This window comes from Pseudomonas sp. 21LCFQ010, from assembly GCF_024129905.1.
Lineage (GTDB): Bacteria > Pseudomonadota > Gammaproteobacteria > Pseudomonadales > Pseudomonadaceae > Aquipseudomonas.
Map to the genome: position 1 here is coordinate 90,552 of NZ_JAMYDZ010000017.1, position 16,462 is coordinate 107,013.

Here is a 16,462-nt window from a genome sequence, read left to right on the forward strand (position 1 = left end):
TTCATGAGCCAGCCATCCAATGCACCGCTCGCGCCCACTGAACTGGCCTTGCGCAGCAGCCCTTTGGCCGGAGTGACCCTGGCGGCATTTCTGGGCATCGGCCTGCTGAGTTGTGGAGTACTGATCGCCAGCGGCAAGCTGCAATGGTTGCCGGCCAACGTCGACCGCGAGGCGCTGCTGCACGGTGAGGTGACCCATGCCCTGGCCAAGCAGTTGTCTGCCACGTTGTTGGCTGAGCAAGCGGCCAATCTGGAACGCGGCGCCAGTTGGCTGTTGTTGCAAGACAGTGGCCCGCGGGTCCGCCAAGGCTGCCCTGGCTGGCTGTTCCTGACCGATGAACGACGCATCCAGCGCAATGCCCAGGCCAACGCCCAGCGCAAAGCCCAGGCGGTGATCGAACTCAAGCAGCGGCTGAAGGGGCAGGGTATCGACCTATGGGTGGCGGTGGTCCCGGACAAGAGCCGCATCGCCTCAAGCCAGTTGTGCGGGCTGTATCGCCCTGAGCAATTACAGTCACGGATCAGCGATTGGACCCGTCAGTTACAGCGCGCAGGCGTCACCACCCTGGACCTGACCTCGAGTTTGCAGCCGTTGGGTGAGGCAGCGTTTCTGCGCACCGACACCCACTGGAGCGAAACCGGCGCCAACGCTGCCGCCCTGGCGTTGGCGCGGCAGATAAAAGAGTCGGGCTTCAGGGCCAGCCCGCAGCGTGATTTCGACACTCGCGTAGCACCTGCCGCGCCGCGCCCCGGTGATCTGGTCCGCCTGGCCGGTCTCGACTGGTTGCCGCTGTCGCTACAGCCCACGCCGCAAAGCGTGGCCGAAACCACCATCAGTGAACAGGCGAAAGCGGCGCAGGGTGACGCTGACAACCTCGATGATTTGTTCGGTGATGCTGAACTGCCCAACATTGCGCTGATCGGCACCTCGTTCTCGCGCAACTCCGGATTTGTGGGCTTTCTGCAACGGGCGCTGGGGGCGCCGATCGGCAACTTTGCCAAAGACGGCGGCGAATTTTCCGGCGCGGCCAATGCCTACTTCAGCAGCCCGGCCTTTACCCAGACCCCACCGAAACTGGTGCTTTGGGAGATACCCGAACGGGACTTGCAGACGGCTTATGTGCCGTTGAAGCCCTGATAACGGGTGCTGTAGGCCTGCCACCTATATTTATAGCTAACTAGATATATTGCTATCTATCTAGATAGCTATAAATCTAAATCCGGTGAACATGCCGGTGATGGCTTCTCTCAAGACGTGTTCTTATCTTGCCAATATGAGCTACCCCCCCTGTACAAGAACCGACATTTCAAGCGGCTGTACAACCTATGAGTTAGCGCTCCAGCTTCAACTGCGCTCTATCTTTCAGGCTGCGTTCTTCATACATCCTGTTACAGATCCCTACGCTCTGACATAATCGCGCCGCTTCGCCCAGCCCGCTGAAATCGGACGTAACGGACTACGCGCATGAGCTATTTCTCGATCGAATTCGGTCTCTGTTTCCTGCCTTTTTTCATCCTCTACTGGGGCCTGTGCGCCAGCACGCGCTTGCAGAACCTGCTGTTGCTGGCGGCCAGTTACGGCATCCTCGCCTCGTTTGGCCTGAGCTTTCTCTATGTGCTGCTGGGCTACACCGCGGTGGTATATGGCCTGGGGCATCTGAGCGCGCGATGGCCCGGGCGCTGGTTCATACGGCTGCTGATACTCACGGTGGTGTTTGGCTGTTTCTACTGCTTCAAGTATCAGGACTTGCTGGCCACGACAGTGCAGGCGGCCGGGCAGTCATTGGGTCTGAACCTGGCGTTGCCGGTGTTTCAGGTGCTGCTGCCGGTAGGGCTGTCGTTCTATGTGTTCCATTCGGTCAGTTATCTGGTGTCGATCAACCGGGGCGAGCTCAAGCCGGCGGGGCTGCCGGATCTGGCCCTGTACCTGGCGTTCTTTCCGAGCCTGATTGCCGGCCCGGTGAACCGAGCCTTGCATTTTCTGCCACAGATTCGTCCCGACGGCCTGCGTCAGGTGCTTGAGCCGCAGCGCGCGCTGGGTTTGATCGGTCTGGCGGCGGTCAAGCTGTTTTTGCTCAGCTCCTGGCTGGCCAACGAGTGGGTCGACCCGATTTTCGACACCCCCTCGGCGGGTTCGCCGGAGCAGATCCTGCTGGCGGTCTACGGTTACTCGCTGCAGATCTACTTCAACTTCAGCGGCTACACCAACCTGGTGACCGGCATCGCGCTGTTGCTGGGCTTTCGCTTGCCGGATAACTTCAACGACCCGTACCTGGCGCATAACCTCAAGGAGTTCTGGGGCCGCTGGCACATCAGCCTGTCGCGCTTTATCCGCGACTACATCTATATCCCGCTGGGCGGCAACCGGCATGGCCTGTGGCTGGGTATGTTGTACATGATGATCGCCATGCTGATCTCCGGTCTTTGGCACGGCGCCAGCGTCAACTTCATCGTCTGGGGCGCGCTGCACGGTATTGGTCTGGCGATCTATAAATTGTGGTCGCACTGGGTGCCTGAGCAGGCCAGTTGGTCGGGCGGACGTCTGTTGGCACGTTTGCTGACCTTCCATTACGTGGCGTTGGCGTGGATCTTCTTTCGCAGTGCGACGCTGGAAGACGCCAGCGAACTGCTCAACGGTCTGGCCGGTCTGTCATTGCACGGCCTTAGCAGTGATGCGGGGCTCAAGGTGTTGGCGTGCCTGGCGGTGCTGGTGTTGTATCCGGCCTGGGTGAGTGTCGTGCGTGAGCTGCTGGCGGCGGGCGAGCGGATGCCGGCGGTGGTGTATCCGGTGGTGCTGGGGCTGTTCATTTCCGTGGTCATCTTTGCCTCGCCTGCGGGCGTGCCGGGTTTCATTTATGCCAGTTTCTGAGTCCACCACTGTTGGGAGCAGTCTGCGGGTTGCGTTGAAGACCCTGCTGATGCTGCTGACGACCATGATCATTCTCTGCTGGCTGAATCAGGACTCGATGCGTCTGTACTGTCAGCAGAAGTACCACCGCAGTTGCGAACTGCCCGGGCTGGGCGATAACCCGGCGTGGCGCCTGGGGGCGGACATCACGCGGGCCATGGGCCAGGGGCGCGATGCGTTTGTCGCCGAGCTTGGCAAGCGTACAGACGGCGTGCCGCCGGAGCCGGTGGTGCAACTGCCCGCCACGGTGGCAGCGGTGACGGTCATGGCCGGTGCTGCCGAGGCACCGGTGTATATTGCGCCGGTCGAGGTTCCTGTACTGCCGCCGCCTGCTGCACCCCAGACGCCTGTTGCGGCGCCCGCAGTATCGACCGTCGCGCCGGTGCCTGCCCGTTCAATCAATACCCGGCAGGTCATCCTTGAGCCCGGCGACGAGGTGTTCTTTGTCGGCGACTCGCTGATGCAAGGCGTGGCGCCGCATCTGGCCAATACCTTGCTCAAGCGCTTCAACATCAAGAGCATCAACCTGAGCAAACAGAGCACCGGGCTTGCGTATCCAGGCTTCTTCAACTGGCCGCAGACCGTGCATGAAACCCTGGAGGCGCACCGCAACATTCGTCTGCTGGTGGTGTTTCTCGGCCCCAACGATCCCTGGGACATGCCCGAAAGTCGTGGCAAGCCATTCCTGCGTTTCAAGAGCGAAGCCTGGGAAGCGCTATATCGTCAGCGTGTGCAATCGATTCTCGAACAGGCCCGGCAATACAATGCCCGGGTCATCTGGGTCGGCCCGCCGAACATGAACACCCCCAGACTGTCCACGGCCATGCAGTATCTGCGCGAGGTGTATCGCAGTGAGGCGCAGCAGTACCAGCAGTTCTACCTGTCGGCCAACGATGTATTCGGTTACGGCGCCGATGATTTTTCGTTCTACATGACCGACGAGACGGGCAAGAAGAGCAAGATTCGTGGGGACGACGGTATCCATTTCACGCCATTGGGCCAGCGGCTGATCGCCAATAAGGTGCTCACCCTGATTGATGTCCACCAACCTGGTTTATCGGAGCGTTGAGTTGATCAAACATGCCCTTTGGGGTGCTTCTAAAAACGCTGCGATGGCAACGCAGGTCGTTTTTAGAGGTGCCCTTTGTCTGCTGCTGACGGGCCTGTCCCTGAGTGCGGCTGCGGTTCAGCCTGAAGCGCCGCGCCCGCCCACGCGCATCGTGACCAAAGCCTGGACACCCTTGCTGCCGGCCAACCGGGTCGACCCGAACCTGAGCCAACTGGCGCTCAAGCTCAAGAACGCCCAGCGTCAGCCGGTCAATATCGTCCAGTTGGGCGACTCACACACGGCCGCCGACCTGTTCAGCGGCGAGCTGCGCCGGCTGTTCCAGCAAGACTACGGCGACGGCGGGATCGGTTTTATCGCCGCCACGCCGGTCCCGGGCACCCGTTACGAGCAGGTGATCATCAACACCGGCAAACGTCAGTGGGACCTGGTGTCGGCGCGCAATCAGCAAAGCACACAATTTCCGCTGGGCGGCTACCTGTCGCTGCCGATCGCCAGCCGTCCCGGCGTGACCCTGCAAAGCCGTGAGCCGAGCGAACAGCGCTATACGCTGTCGACCCTCTACCAGACCAGTCGTGGCACCATTTTGCAGGCTAAAGACACCGCGACCCAGGCCCGGGCATTGCCGGTCACTCAAGGCCAGTGGCGTTTCAGCCAGCCGATCAGCAATGTGCGCCTGCCTGTCGAGCTGAACTTTGCCAGCAGCAATGGTCTGGCGGTGGGCGGCTGGCTGTTGCAGTCGCAGCGCAACAATGGCGTGCTGTATTCGGCGCTGGGCATCAATGGTGCGACCTTCGATGTGGTCGACAAGTGGCAGGCCGGCTGGCTCGACACCCTCAAACAACTGCGCCCGGACTTGCTGATCCTCGCCTATGGCACCAACGAAGCCTACGACGACAGCCTGGAGCCGGCGCTCTACGAGCAGCGCCTGCGCGAGCGGCTGCAGATGCTCCGCAAGGCCTTGCCCGGCACGGTGCTGCTGGTGGTCAGCGCCCCGGACTCGGTGCGTAACAAGCGTGCGGCGCGTTGCGAAAGCAAACAGGCCAACAACCTGCGCCCGGTGATCCAGATCCAGCGCCGGGTCGCCGCTCAGGTCAATGCGTTGTTCTGGGACTGGCAGGCGTTCATGGGCGGCAACTGCGCCATCGAGCGCTGGCAAGCCCGCGACCTGGCCCGCCCGGACCTGGTCCATCTGACTGCCGAAGGCTATCGGCAGAGCGCAGCCGGGTTGTATGCCTGGTTCAAGGGCCAGGTCGGTAAACGCTAGGTCTTTTCAGCAGACAATAAAAAACCCGCCGCAGCGGGTTTTTTGTCCCAGACCATTCCAACTCCCTGTCGGCAGTATCCCTTCACGGTCGATCGTCCCTGATCCTGGTGAGCATCCTGTTCACCAGTGGTTGGATGTAAATATAGGCCTGTCGCCGGGGGCAGCAAATGGCAATTGTTCTCTGCTGCGTGTAAGCCTTTGGCTATTGCTGAAAGGATCTGTGCACCATGACTGGACAGGTCCGTACATCGCCAAAGGGGCTTGCTTGAAACAGAAATCTGGTTCAGTGTATGCACAAATGTCATTACATCGAGGGTTGGTCATGGCGTCCATCAACATCCGTATCGACGATGATCTGAAACTGCGGGCTTACCGGGAGCTGGAGAGGCTTGGCGTTACCCCCTCCGAACTGATGCGTCAGGCGCTGCAATATGTGGCAGAACGGGGGCAGTTACCTTTCAGGCCGGTTTTGGTTACCGAAGAGGATGAAGCGCTACTGACAACACTGCGTGAGCGGCTTGCTGAACCTCAGCGAGTAAAGGTTTCACTGGATGACCTTTAGTCTTGAGTTTGATGCGAGGGCGTTGAAGGAGTGGCACAAGCTTGGCGATACCATTCGCCAGCAACTCAAAAAGAAGCTCGCTGCAGTGCTGGTCAATCCACGTGTTGACGCCAACCGACTGCAGGGGTTTGCAGACTGCTACAAGATTAAATTACGCAGCAGCGGATATCGCTTGGTCTACCAGGTTATTGACCATGAAGTGGTCGTGTTCGTGGTGGCAGTAGACAAGCGTGAACGTAGCCAGGTTTATACCAAGGCGGCTGAACGCTTGAAAAACTGAAAGCGCAGAAAAAACAAAACCCGCCGAAGCGGGTTTTTTGTCCCAGACCATTCCAACTCCCTGTCGGCAGTATCCCTTCACGGTCGATCGTCCCTGATCCTGGTGAGCATCCTGTTCACCAGTGGTTGGATCTGAATATAGGCTTGTCGCCGGGGTGCGCAAATGGCAATTGTTCTCTGGCGCGTGTAAGCCTTTGGCTATTCGTACGTACGCTCAAACAAGCCGGTCTTCAAACGAGTGATACTCCGGCTTGAAGTCCAGGTTACGTGGGTCGTCGAAGCAGCCGATCAGCAGGGCGACTGTCGGCGCATCGTCTATCGCGCCGAGTGAGCTGCCGCAGGTGGCGCAGAAGGCCCGGCTCGAATAGTCGCTGGAACGCCAGGTGGCCGGTGCGCCGCCGGGGCCGGTCCAGCGTATCTGGTCGCTGGGGTATTCCACCCAGGGTGCGCTCAGGCTGCCGGTGTGGCGCTGGCAGAACCGGCATGAGCAGTTGTGCGGGTTGCCAGCGGCGCCGTGGGCTTCGAAGCGGATCGCACCACACAGGCAGCCGCCGGTAAAGGTCTGGGCCATGTGTTTCATCCTGTTGAATACTGCACCGTCAGCCATGGTTTCCAGGTCATCGTCGCTCTGTCGGCGCAGGCCGGTTGCTCGGGCGTGGCACTCGTCTGGCGTATTTCCTGAAACGGTGGTCGGGCAGGTAGTGGTCGAGCAGGTTCATGACGCTCACATACCCGCCAGTCCTTCCAGCTCATCAGCCCGCCGCGCGGTGGCTTCGAGTACGCAACTGCTGCTGTTGAGGCGGTCCATGGTGCCGCCGGTGAGCTGGGCATAGAAGCTGCAGTTGGCATCGCGGTACTTGATCCACTGGCGCTGGGCCTCGCGCAGCAGCGCTTGCTGGGTTTCGCCGTGGGCAGCCAGGGCAGCTTTGTACTGGGCGTTGAGGCGGGCGTCGTGGCGTTTGAGCTCGGCGGCATTGCAGTCGAGCATTTCCACCGTAACGCCGCCGGAGGTGTCCATACAGCGGTCATAGGTGACGCTGTATTGCGGTTCTTTGGCCTGGACAGGCAGTGCAGGCAGGATCAGGGCGGTGAGAAGCAGCAGCGAGCGTGGCAGCGACATAGGTCCCTCTGTCGATCAGTGGTGTTGGCGACAAGCATACTGATTCGCAGCCGGATATGGGTTATTCGCAATCGCGTTCGAGTTGTTTGAGCACCTGATTGTCCTGCAGAACTTGCAGATGGATCTGGCATGTCGCGCCTGAAGGCAGGCTGATTTGCACGACTGAAGAGGCCACGCCGCTGTGCAGGTCGCCGCTCTGGCTGATGCTTGAGGTGCCGTTGCTGCTGGTCTGGCGAACGCTCAGGCGGTACTGCAGGGTCAGCGGCGCAGGGCTTTGCAGCAGCGGGCTTATCAGCACCGCCTCGCCGTTGCGCTGGGTGTCGATCGATACCACCAGTTGGGAGATGTCGATCATCGGGGTCACCATTGTTTGATGCTGGCGGTGGAATTGTTGCCGTACTGGGTGACTGAGGCCGTACCGCCGAAGCCGCTCTGTTGCACGCTGGCCTGGTTGCCATTGCCGTACTGGCTGACCTGCGCCTGATTGTAGGCGCCGCTCTGTTGGACGTTGGCGCTGTTGTTCAGACCGTTTTGTTGCAGGCTGGCCTGGTTGTAGCTGCCGGCCTGGCTGAGCACGATGTCGTTGGCGTTGCCGGTCTGCTGCAGGTAAGCCTGGTTGTTCGCGCCGCTCTGGCTGATCTGCGCCTGGTTGCGATTACCGTCCTGACGCTGGGTCAGTTGCTGGCTGGCACCGCTTTGCTCGACCCGGGTCTGGTTCCAGGAACCGATCTGTTCGATGTTTGCCACTTTGCCGTTGACGATGCCGGCGTAGCGGGCTTCAGCTTGCAGATCGGCGGCCTGGCAGAGGCCGCTGCTGATCAGCACGAAGGCGGCCAGGTAGCCGCGCAGGTTGAGATGAAATGCCATGATCTGCTCCGTAGAGGATTATTTGTCGGACCCGGTAAGAGGCATGGCCAGTGTCTGTTCGTCGTAATTCTTCAAATAGGCCTGCAGCAGCGGCTGGTTGATGTCGTCGGGGTTCTTCAGACGCCAGCTGCCGTCACGTACACCTTGGGCAACCATGTGCACCAGCGCGGTCTCGATGGCTTCACGCACACACTGCTGGACCGGTTCGTTGCGGCTGATACCGGTCTCGACTTCCAGCAGGTGCTTGAGCGAGACATATTTGAAAACGCCGAAATCGACCTGGATGGAAAAGATCGTTTTGGTCGTGGTGATGCTCTGGATGATCTCGCCCGTGCGGATGTCCACGGCCCGCAGGTTGACGGTGACCTGATCCTGGCGATACAGCTCTGAAGGACCGATGCCCAGGTAACGCACGCCCAGACCGCCGGTGCGAACGTTGCTTTCGTAGCCGACGATGGCGCCTTCGACGATCAGGTTGGCGGGCCGCAGGGGGGGCAACTGTACCTGGGCCTGGTCCTGAGGTTGCTCCAGCGCGCGGATGATCTTGCGCTCGGTAAGCAGGTCCTGCAGGTTTTCACGCTCCATCGGCTTGAACCACTTCGAGTCACGCAGGGCGGTCACCAGCAGTGACGCGGCGCCTTGGGTGACGGCCGTGGAAAACGAGCTGTCCGGTGAAGGCTTGTATTGGCCGGTCTGGTCGCGCAAGCCATAGACTGCCACGGAAATCGGGCCGGCCGGGGCTGGCAGGTTGGCCAGATCGCGGGAAATTTGGGTAGGGGGAGCCAGCGACGCGGGGTTGAAGGTCGCCGCTGGACGGGACGTAGCACAACCGCTGACCAGCATTGCTGCACACACAATTAATGATAACGCGCGGATGTACATGTCCGTGACTCTCCAGAACGCCCCGCCGGGTGAGCGGCGGGGCTACAGCCATTAACGCTGGGTGATGGTGGCGGTGTTGCCGGCGCCGCCGGTCTGGGTAACGTTGGCCACGTTGTTGCTGTTGGCCTGGGTCAGCGCCACGACGTTGCTCTGACCGACCAGGCCGATGCCGCTCTGGTTGACGTTGGCCACGTTGTTGTAGCCGTCCTGCAGCAGGCGGGCTTCGTTGTAAGCCCCGGTCTGCACGGTGTTGGCCTGGTTGTTGTTGCCTTTCTGCTCGACGTTGGCGACCAGTTTCCAGCCGTAGGACTGGTTGACGTTGGCGGTGTTGTTGCTGCCCTGGGTCTGCTTGACGGCGGCGCTGCTCTCAGCCACGGCGGTCTGGGTGACATAACCCTGGTTCTGGTTGCCGTTGGCCTGGGTCACGGTGGCGGTGTTGTTCCAGCCGCCGTTCTGGCCGATGGCCGCTTTGTTGGCACTGCCATAGCTTTGGTCGATGCCGGCCGCGTTGTTGTAAATCGCGTACTGCTGGTTGATCGAACCTTCGTTGCTGTCGCCGCGTGACTGGGCAATGGTGGCGGTGGCCACGTTGTTGCCGACCTGGGTCACCCAGCCCTTGTTGTTATTGCCATCGCGCTGGCTAATGGTGGACTGCGCAGCGTTGTTGACTTGCTGGTTGCTCGACGCCAGGTTGTTTGAGCTGGCCCATTGAATGGTGTTGCTGGTGGTGCCGTTGTTACCGTTCTGGGTGGCGTACGCCTGGTTGTTGTTGCCGCCGTAGGTATGGCCCTGGTCGATCTGCACGGTGCTGTTGGTGTTCCAGGTCTGCTCGACGCTGGCGGTGTTGTTCGCGCTGCCCTGTTTCACAGCGGCTGTCTGACCGCCATTACCAACCTGTTTGATGCCGGTCTGGTTGCTGTTGCCGTTTTGCTGGGCTGTCGCGGTGTTGTTGCTGCCGGCCTGCACCGCGCTCACGCTGCTGCTGGTGGCGGTCTGCTCGATACCGGCGGTGTTGCGCCTGCCGTTCTGCTCGGCATAGACCGAGGACTGGTTGGCACCGATCTGAGTCGAAGTAATGGCGTTACTTGAGCCGTTCTGGATGGCGTTGACGGTGCTGTTGTCAGCCAGTGCAGAACCGGACAGGGCAACCAGAACCGCGAGTGAAAGCAGGGATTTTTGAGTGCGCATGGACGTCTTCCTTATTAATAGGATCAGGTTCTTGAGGTCGGTGAATGCAGGAACAGCAAGTACGGCGGTATTACGGTTGGTTCACTTGAAACTGGGTGGTCTGGCCGGTTCTTTTGTCGGTTGTGACAATCTGTAGCAGCCCGCCTTGCAAGTTGGTAATGGCAATACTGAAGTCGGTGGTTTCAACCACGCCGGGCGAAAGTTTGCCATCGGCGCCCACGATGCTGGAGGTCACTGCCGAAGAGACCCGGCTTAAAATGGCGCTCTGCAACATGCTGTTGAACTGCTCCAGCGAACTTTGGGTGGTGGACGCGCTGGACTCTTTGAACTTGTTCTGTGCCGTGGCCTGGTTCATCAACACCGAACCGTTCAACGGATTGCCACCGAATGAAGGGTTGACCGGTGTGTAGACCAGTTCGCTGGCCTGCACGCGACCGCCCAGAATAAAGAGCAGCCCCAGGCTGATAGGCAACAAAGCATAACGGTGCATAACCTTACCTTTAGAGTTCGTCGCGACCGATATCGGGATCGCCAAAAAACTGTGCCACCTGATACTCCAGAATTGCCTGATAAACCTGCTCTGCGGCATTGGCGCCCAACGCCGGGATAAGGCTGCGGTTAGGCGGCAGAAACATCTGCACCAGGCGCCGGTGGCCGTAATCGACAAACACCTGACTGCCCAGCCGGGCCGTGGGCCGTTCGCTGATGGACACGCTAAAGCGGCCATCGGGGTCCTTGTCGTTCCAGGCACTGGCGAAACTGTCGTAGAACGCGCGACCTGCCAGGGTCATGGTTTGCGCCACGACCAGACCGCCCACGTCCTGGTCGAGCGTGCGTTTTTGCGTCAGCGCTGGCGTTTGATCGACACTCGACTGCGCCAAGCCAATAGAGGCCAGTACCAGTTGCAGAACGAGAACGCTCAGGAGCCGGAAGTAGTTCATGGGTCGTTGAGTCACAACAGGTGTGTGATGCCAATTTATAACTGGTTAATTACAAAGTGCTACTGTTTTTTTAAACTAAACAGGAAATAATTTTCTGGCGCCAAATTGTTATTTATAACTAACGAAATGAATGGGCTTATGGGGTGTTTTCTGGCGTCAATAATAGATCTGGGCGCGCCAGCCTTTCATCAGGGGCCGTCAGGCGAAGAGGTGACGTCAATTAATTTGACGGGTTGAGCACATAAGCCATTAAAGGCATGATCTAACGGTGGGCGGGTTATGGATGTTGAGAATCCAGTGGGCGATGAAATATAAAGGCGGCTTATAGGCCGCTGCCTGGATATAAGATGGCGTTATTTGGCATCAAATGAATTATTAGTTTCATTCATTTGAGTGAGGTATTTAACCGTGCCGGTTGTTGTCTTACGGCCCCCCGGCACCTGTTTATGGGTTCAGACCCTCGACCAGCTCAGGCGTCACATAGTGCGGGCCATCGAACAGGTACAGCGGATAGCCGGCATACGCTGCCATTTGCGGTTTGAGCTCATCCAGCGTTGCCGGACGAAAGCCGCCGCCCCATTGCGGCCGGAAGGCTTCGACGATCAGCCGTACGCGGTCTTTGCCCAGCCGCTGGCTGAGCACGTCCATGTAAGTGCGGGCCACCGGCGCGGTGCGCGCATAGACGCCCACGCCGTCCTGGAAGAACACCCCGACATCTGCCGGCAGCCAGCTCTGCAGCCAGTCGGCAGTGGCGGCAGGGCCGATGTTGGCACCGTCATAGACACTGATCCACAGCGGGCGAGGCAGTTTGGCCAGTAGCGCGGGCAGCTCTTTGGCGCGGGTCCAGCTGGGGTCGACTTCCGCGGGGAAATACCAGCCGGTGACGTTTAGCGGTGTCTGGACCCTGGCCAGCTGTTCTGACAACGCTGCGAGGTGCTCGATGTTGTCCCGTGAGCGGTTTTCGCTGAAATAGCCGGCCAGGCCGAGAATCACACCCTGCGCCCAGGGTTCGCGGGCGATGCGTTCCCAGTCGGGCATCACCGGCACGCCCGGCAGGCCGGTGCCGGGTATGAATGCCTGATCGTCGACCACTGACCACTGCACCAGCAGCTCTTTGGCGCCGAGTGTGTGCCACTGGCCCTGGATGCCCACCGTCGCGTTGTCCGGCTGCCAGATGATGCCGGCGATGTCGGGCGCGGGCCGCTCGCTGTCGATGGCATAGAGCAATCCGGTACCGAGTGCTATCAAGCCCAGCAGCACGCCGGTGAGCACCCGGGCGCGGGTTGACAGACGACGGAGCAGCGGTAGCTGGGGCATGGTCACCACGAGTAGGTAAAGCGAGCGAAGACGCCTTCGGCGCGATCGTCACCGAAGACCCGCTCGCGATATTGCAACGACAGGTCAATGTAGGACTGTGGTGCCTTGCTACGAGTTTCACGCATCCAGTAGCGCACCCCGACACCGACTCCGACGCCGCCGGCGTTGCCGGATGAGCTGCGCTGGCGGCCCAGGTCATCGACCTGGCTGCGCATCTTCGAGTCGTAGTCGGCGGCCGCTACGATGTGCGGGAAAATCACCAGCCGGCGGCTGATACGGTCCAGACGAATGCTGCGGCCGATCTGCCATTCGCTGTTGAAGTAGTTGCGCCTGTTCTGCAGGTAGCGCCCGGCCTCCATATACAGTTGGGAGGTCCACCAGCCGGGTTTGTCGACCCGCAGGTCGGTGCCGATGCTTGAGCCGTAGCCCAGGCGCACCAGCCAGTCGCCGTCGACATTCGAGCCGGCCAGCGGGAAGGTGCGCTCCAGCGCCAGCATCACGTTGTACGCCGACAACGGCTTGAAGCGGATCCCCAGCGCGCCTTGCAAGGCATCGCGACCGGTGTCGTTGTCGTCCTTGCTCCACAGTGTGTCGGTCAGTCGGCCGTACAGCTCGAAGAACCGCGCATTGTTGTAGCCCAGCGGGCGCCAGGCCACTTCGGTGCTGTTTTGCAGGCTGTCGTTGCTGGCACCGGGTGCGCCGCCCAGACCGCTGCTGGTGCTGGCGCCGCGGTAAGTGCTGGTGTTGGTCAGGCTCCATTGCCGTGACAGGTCGGCGACCGAGCGACGGGTGTCGAATACCTCCTGTTCGCTCATGTCCAGCGTGCCGGCCCGCTGATAATCGAGCACCCGCTCGAAGTAGGCAATCGCCTGCACGTCATCGCCACTGCGCTGTGCGGTGTAGGCCGCGTTGCGCAGGTCGACCGGTTTAAGGCCGGTACTGCGGTCCACCTGGCGAAACGTCGCCAGCGCTTGATCCTGCTCGCCGGCCTGGCTGAGGAAGTAGGCAATCTGCACTTCGTCGCCGGCCTGTAGCTCGCCCTTGGCCCGTGCCTGTTGCAGATAGCGAAGCGCTGTATCGGGTTGGCCCATGGCCGCATACAGCGCCGCGCGTTCACGGTCGGGCAAGTTGCCTACGGCGAGCGCCTGGGCGTAGTCCTGGCGCGCGCCGGCGTCGTCGCCCAGGCGCTGGCGCAGCTGCCCGCGCTGGGCCAGTAGCGTGGCGTCATTGCCTTGCAGGGCCAAGGCTTCGCTGGCGGCGGCGCGGGCCGGTTCGTATTGCTGATGGGCGATCAGGGCACTGACCAGCAAGCGCCGGTACGCGACGTTCTGCGGATAGCGCTGCACCACATCACGGGCCAGGCTCACGGCCTTGTCGTTGTCACCCCGGGCCAGGGCCTCGTAGCCTTTGGCGGCAATCACTACCGACTGCTGTTCTTCGATCGCCTGCCGGCGGCGCACCAGCTCCGGTTGCGGCCCCAATATTGCGATGGCCTCGGTGGTGGCCGCGTGGGCTTGCTCCAGCTTCTGCTGGCGTTGCAGGGCTTCGATCAGCATCAGCCGATAGTCGAGGTTTTCAGGTGCTTGGCTGATGGCCTTGAGTGCAGCCCTGGCGGCGGCATCGTAATGGCCGTTGCGGTATTCGCGCAGCGACTGATTACCGGCCAGGTAACCGGGTTTTGGTCGTGCATCGGGGTATCGCTCGGGGTGGTCGCGGCGATCCTTGTCACGCAGCGCCAGTTTGACCAGACCGTTCAGCTCGCTCACATCAGGGCGCTGGCGCAGGGCTTCACGGGCTTTGGCGACCGCCTGGTCGTAATCTTTGCGGTCATAGGCCAGGTAAGCCTCGTTGGCCAGGTGATAAGCCGGGCCGCTCAAGGCCAGCGGCAGGACTTCGGCCATGACGCTGGCCGGCAGCAGGGCCAGGCTTGCCATTAACGGCAGCAGTGCGCGCTTCATGGCGTGGACTCCATTGGCTCAAAACGGTATTGGCGTTCAACGGCCTGTTCGATGGTCTCGCGCGGCAACACGCCCAGATCCACCAGGTAGTCGCCGATTCTTCCGTGTTGTTGTGGCTGATAATTGAGCATCGCCCGGTCGAACACCTGACGGTCGATCAGCCCGGCTTCGATCAGCAAGTCGCCGAGCAGCGGCGTGCCTTTGGCAGGTTGCTGGCCGTGTGTGGCGGCGCCGATCCGGCGCAGTTGGGCGTTGATTTCGCTTTCCCGGGCAATCAACTGCAACGGCTCACCGCCCAGCGCGATGCTGATTTGCTGCAGCGCTTCGTCGCTCAGCGGGCTGGTCACGGCGATGCGTGGCTGGCCGTGTTCATTTGCGCCCAGCGCCACGGCACGCCAGCGCAGGACGAGCGCATGGTCGAGCAGGTCATCCTGACACTGCGCCTGCAGGTCGAAGATACGTGGCAGGTCATTTTGAAAGGCGATCGCCTCGGCCAGGGTTTCGTCATCCAGCCAGCCACGGCTCAGCAGGATTCGGCCCAGCGGCAGGGGACGGCTGTGCTGTTCATCCAATGCGCTTTGCAGGCGCTCATCACTGATCGCCTGCCACGACAGCAGCACGCTGCCCAGCTTGCGCGGCGCGCTGGCCACCAGGTCGGTGGAGGGGAAGTCGTGCATGGTCTTGTCCCAGACCAGCTTGCGCCCCAGCAGCTTGCCAATCAGGAACATGCGCCAAGCGCGGGCGGCGGCCATGAAGTTGACGAAGTTGCCTACCACCATGCGCGGGATCGACAACAGCCCGTGCTGCCAGCCGTACAGCACGCTGGTGAAATAGAAACGGTGGGCCATACGCCACAGCAGTGCCGCGCCGTTGGCCAGCAACAGGACGCTCAACAGGTCACTGTTATCGAACAGGGTCGGAAAGCTGGTATCCCACAGGCCGCTGTAGCGCAGCACGATCAGCGCCACCAGTTGAATCAGGATGAGGTAGGCCAGGATGCTGACGAACGAGGTGACGATACCCTTGCGGTCGCGAAACAACAGATAACGGTTGGCCAGCGAGCCGCTCCAGCCCATCTGCTCCCAGCCCTGCAGGCCGATGCCCAGGGTCCAGCGGGCTTTCTGGCGGAACGCGGTGCGGAAGGTATCGGGAAAGAACTCGCGCACGCACAGCGGCATGTTCAGGGTCGATTCATACGGCTTGCGAAACCACGACTTGCGCAGCACCCGGAACTGCACCGGGAAGCGCACAAAGATCGCGTTCATGCCGTATTTGGCCAGGCGCGCACCGACGTCGTAATCCTCGGTCAGGCTGTCGGTGTTGAACGGCTGGTTCTGGTTTTCAGCCGCCAGCACTTCCAGGGCGCGCCGTGAGAAACAGGTGCCGACCCCGGCCGAAGGCACGGTGTCGGTCATGCTTTCGCGCACCACCAGATCCTTGCCGTGCCATTCAGCGAACTCGTCCATGTAAGTGCCTGCCACCCACTCGTACCAGTTACGCTCCAGCGATACCACCGGCAACTGGATCATGTCCTTGCGCGGCAGCAGGTAGTTGAACAGGCGCAGCTCCAGCGGATGCAGCACGTCTTCGCTGTCATGCAGCACGGTGCCGGCAAAGCTCATGCCGTGGGTTTTCTCGTAGTGGAAGATCGCCTGGATCACCCAGTTCAGGCAGTCGGCCTTGCAGGTCGGCCCGGCATGCGGCACCTCGACGCGGTGCAGTTGCTTGTAACGGCGGCGCATCCGTTCGACTTCATCAATGGTGCGCTGGTCATTGATGTAAGTCCCGACGAAGACCACGTAATGCTTGTAGTCCAGGGTCGAGACCATGTTCTCGATCATCGGCGCGATGACGTCGTACTCCAGCCAGGCCGGGACCATGATGGCCATGGGTTGCTGGTCACGCGCCAATAACTGCGCCTCGGTCAGTGGCCGGTAGCGGCGCTCGGCGGTGTACTTGCGGTACAGCCGCCGCGCCCAGTACCACAGGTCGACGATCAGGTCGTCGAGGCTGGAGATGAGGATGATCACCGCGACCACCAGGGTCGCGGCTTCCAGGTAGCTGTAGTAATGAGCCAGCCAGTACGGCCAGTAGAGCGAGGTCATCGA

At 61.0% G+C, this 16,462-nt stretch carries 17 protein-coding genes; 6 read left to right on the top strand and 11 right to left on the bottom strand.

Annotated features, from left to right (window positions below):
* Positions 1–3: 3 nt before the first annotated feature.
* The 6 genes from NJC38_RS18925 (at position 4) to NJC38_RS18950 (ending at position 6,082) form a co-directional block, all read left to right on the top strand.
* The gene (locus tag NJC38_RS18925; protein WP_253116521.1) at positions 4–1,137 is read left to right on the top strand and encodes a cell division protein FtsQ; all 1,134 of its coding nucleotides are present in this window, start codon (positions 4–6) and stop codon (positions 1,135–1,137) included.
* A gap of 327 nt (positions 1,138–1,464) precedes the next feature.
* Complete coding sequence (locus NJC38_RS18930) at positions 1,465–2,868, top strand: MBOAT family O-acyltransferase (RefSeq protein WP_253116523.1); 1,404 nt, start codon at positions 1,465–1,467, stop codon at positions 2,866–2,868.
* Between the two features lie 49 nt (positions 2,869–2,917).
* Positions 2,918–3,976 carry an SGNH family hydrolase gene (locus NJC38_RS18935; RefSeq protein WP_231906522.1) on the top strand — a complete coding sequence of 353 codons (1,059 nt, stop codon included), beginning with the start codon at positions 2,918–2,920 and terminating at the stop codon, positions 3,974–3,976.
* Between the two features lie 151 nt (positions 3,977–4,127).
* Positions 4,128–5,240: an SGNH/GDSL hydrolase family protein gene (locus NJC38_RS18940; RefSeq protein ID WP_231906520.1), complete on the top strand. Its 1,113-nt coding sequence runs from the start codon at positions 4,128–4,130 to the stop codon at positions 5,238–5,240.
* Between the two features lie 322 nt (positions 5,241–5,562).
* Positions 5,563–5,802, top strand: coding sequence for a type II toxin-antitoxin system RelB/DinJ family antitoxin (locus NJC38_RS18945; protein WP_045492890.1), 240 nt, complete (start codon positions 5,563–5,565; stop codon positions 5,800–5,802).
* Positions 5,792–6,082 carry a type II toxin-antitoxin system RelE/ParE family toxin gene (locus tag NJC38_RS18950; protein ID WP_045492887.1) on the top strand — a complete coding sequence of 97 codons (291 nt, stop codon included), beginning with the start codon at positions 5,792–5,794 and terminating at the stop codon, positions 6,080–6,082. Before NJC38_RS18945 ends, NJC38_RS18950 begins: the two co-directional genes overlap by 11 nt.
* Positions 6,083–6,295: 213 nt before the next feature.
* On the opposite strand, the gene NJC38_RS18955 is transcribed toward NJC38_RS18950, so the two are convergent.
* From NJC38_RS18955 to NJC38_RS19005, 11 genes are all read right to left on the bottom strand, one after another.
* Positions 6,296–6,652 (bottom strand): GFA family protein, encoded by a 357-nt coding sequence (locus tag NJC38_RS18955; protein ID WP_045492882.1) that lies wholly within the window; start codon positions 6,650–6,652, stop codon positions 6,296–6,298.
* A 153-nt stretch (positions 6,653–6,805) separates the two neighbouring features.
* Positions 6,806–7,201 (bottom strand): lysozyme inhibitor LprI family protein, encoded by a 396-nt coding sequence (locus tag NJC38_RS18960; protein ID WP_045492879.1) that lies wholly within the window; start codon positions 7,199–7,201, stop codon positions 6,806–6,808.
* 61 nt (positions 7,202–7,262) lie between these two features.
* Positions 7,263–7,556 carry a curli-like amyloid fiber formation chaperone CsgH gene (csgH, locus tag NJC38_RS18965; protein WP_045495061.1) on the bottom strand — a complete coding sequence of 98 codons (294 nt, stop codon included), beginning with the start codon at positions 7,554–7,556 and terminating at the stop codon, positions 7,263–7,265.
* Between the two features lie 5 nt (positions 7,557–7,561).
* Positions 7,562–8,068, bottom strand: coding sequence for a curlin-associated protein (locus NJC38_RS18970; RefSeq protein ID WP_253116526.1), 507 nt, complete (start codon positions 8,066–8,068; stop codon positions 7,562–7,564).
* A gap of 18 nt (positions 8,069–8,086) precedes the next feature.
* Entirely contained in the window at positions 8,087–8,911 is an 825-nt protein-coding gene (locus tag NJC38_RS18975; RefSeq protein WP_231906518.1) for a CsgG/HfaB family protein, read from the bottom strand.
* 90 nt (positions 8,912–9,001) lie between these two features.
* Entirely contained in the window at positions 9,002–10,138 is a 1,137-nt protein-coding gene (locus tag NJC38_RS18980) for a hypothetical protein (protein ID WP_253116528.1), read from the bottom strand.
* 70 nt (positions 10,139–10,208) lie between these two features.
* Entirely contained in the window at positions 10,209–10,628 is a 420-nt protein-coding gene (locus NJC38_RS18985; protein ID WP_045492869.1) for a curli assembly protein CsgF, read from the bottom strand.
* Positions 10,629–10,638: 10 nt separating this feature from the next.
* Positions 10,639–11,079: a curli production assembly/transport protein CsgE gene (locus tag NJC38_RS18990; protein ID WP_253116529.1), complete on the bottom strand. Its 441-nt coding sequence runs from the start codon at positions 11,077–11,079 to the stop codon at positions 10,639–10,641.
* Positions 11,080–11,523: 444 nt separating this feature from the next.
* Positions 11,524–12,396 carry a hypothetical protein gene (locus NJC38_RS18995; protein ID WP_253116531.1) on the bottom strand — a complete coding sequence of 291 codons (873 nt, stop codon included), beginning with the start codon at positions 12,394–12,396 and terminating at the stop codon, positions 11,524–11,526.
* 2 nt (positions 12,397–12,398) lie between these two features.
* Entirely contained in the window at positions 12,399–14,354 is a 1,956-nt protein-coding gene (locus NJC38_RS19000; protein ID WP_253116533.1) for a tetratricopeptide repeat protein, read from the bottom strand.
* The gene (locus NJC38_RS19005; RefSeq protein ID WP_253116535.1) at positions 14,351–16,459 is read right to left on the bottom strand and encodes a glycosyl transferase family protein; all 2,109 of its coding nucleotides are present in this window, start codon (positions 16,457–16,459) and stop codon (positions 14,351–14,353) included. The genes NJC38_RS19000 and NJC38_RS19005 overlap by 4 nt, the downstream gene beginning before the upstream one ends.
* Positions 16,460–16,462 lie beyond the last annotated feature (3 nt).

What these genes read in the sequence shown, in the direction of transcription:
- csgH (WP_045495061.1), bottom strand. Translation starts at nt 7,556, where the DNA reads ATGATCGACATCTCCCAACTGGTGGTATCGATCGACACCCAGCGCAAC.
- NJC38_RS19005 (WP_253116535.1), bottom strand. Translation starts at nt 16,459, where the DNA reads ATGACCTCGCTCTACTGGCCGTACTGGCTGGCTCATTACTACAGCTAC.
- NJC38_RS18955 (WP_045492882.1), bottom strand. Translation starts at nt 6,652, where the DNA reads ATGGCCCAGACCTTTACCGGCGGCTGCCTGTGTGGTGCGATCCGCTTC.
- NJC38_RS18985 (WP_045492869.1), bottom strand. Translation starts at nt 10,628, where the DNA reads ATGCACCGTTATGCTTTGTTGCCTATCAGCCTGGGGCTGCTCTTTATT.
- NJC38_RS18995 (WP_253116531.1), bottom strand. Translation starts at nt 12,396, where the DNA reads ATGCCCCAGCTACCGCTGCTCCGTCGTCTGTCAACCCGCGCCCGGGTG.
- NJC38_RS18935 (WP_231906522.1), top strand. Translation starts at nt 2,918, where the DNA reads ATGCTGCTGACGACCATGATCATTCTCTGCTGGCTGAATCAGGACTCG.
- NJC38_RS18950 (WP_045492887.1), top strand. Translation starts at nt 5,792, where the DNA reads ATGACCTTTAGTCTTGAGTTTGATGCGAGGGCGTTGAAGGAGTGGCAC.
- NJC38_RS18975 (WP_231906518.1), bottom strand. Translation starts at nt 8,911, where the DNA reads ATGCTGGTCAGCGGTTGTGCTACGTCCCGTCCAGCGGCGACCTTCAAC.
- NJC38_RS18930 (WP_253116523.1), top strand. Translation starts at nt 1,465, where the DNA reads ATGAGCTATTTCTCGATCGAATTCGGTCTCTGTTTCCTGCCTTTTTTC.
- NJC38_RS18960 (WP_045492879.1), bottom strand. Translation starts at nt 7,201, where the DNA reads ATGTCGCTGCCACGCTCGCTGCTGCTTCTCACCGCCCTGATCCTGCCT.
- NJC38_RS18925 (WP_253116521.1), top strand. Translation starts at nt 4, where the DNA reads ATGAGCCAGCCATCCAATGCACCGCTCGCGCCCACTGAACTGGCCTTG.
- NJC38_RS19000 (WP_253116533.1), bottom strand. Translation starts at nt 14,354, where the DNA reads ATGAAGCGCGCACTGCTGCCGTTAATGGCAAGCCTGGCCCTGCTGCCG.
- NJC38_RS18970 (WP_253116526.1), bottom strand. Translation starts at nt 8,068, where the DNA reads ATGGCATTTCATCTCAACCTGCGCGGCTACCTGGCCGCCTTCGTGCTG.
- NJC38_RS18980 (WP_253116528.1), bottom strand. Translation starts at nt 10,138, where the DNA reads ATGCGCACTCAAAAATCCCTGCTTTCACTCGCGGTTCTGGTTGCCCTG.
- NJC38_RS18990 (WP_253116529.1), bottom strand. Translation starts at nt 11,079, where the DNA reads ATGAACTACTTCCGGCTCCTGAGCGTTCTCGTTCTGCAACTGGTACTG.
- NJC38_RS18945 (WP_045492890.1), top strand. Translation starts at nt 5,563, where the DNA reads ATGGCGTCCATCAACATCCGTATCGACGATGATCTGAAACTGCGGGCT.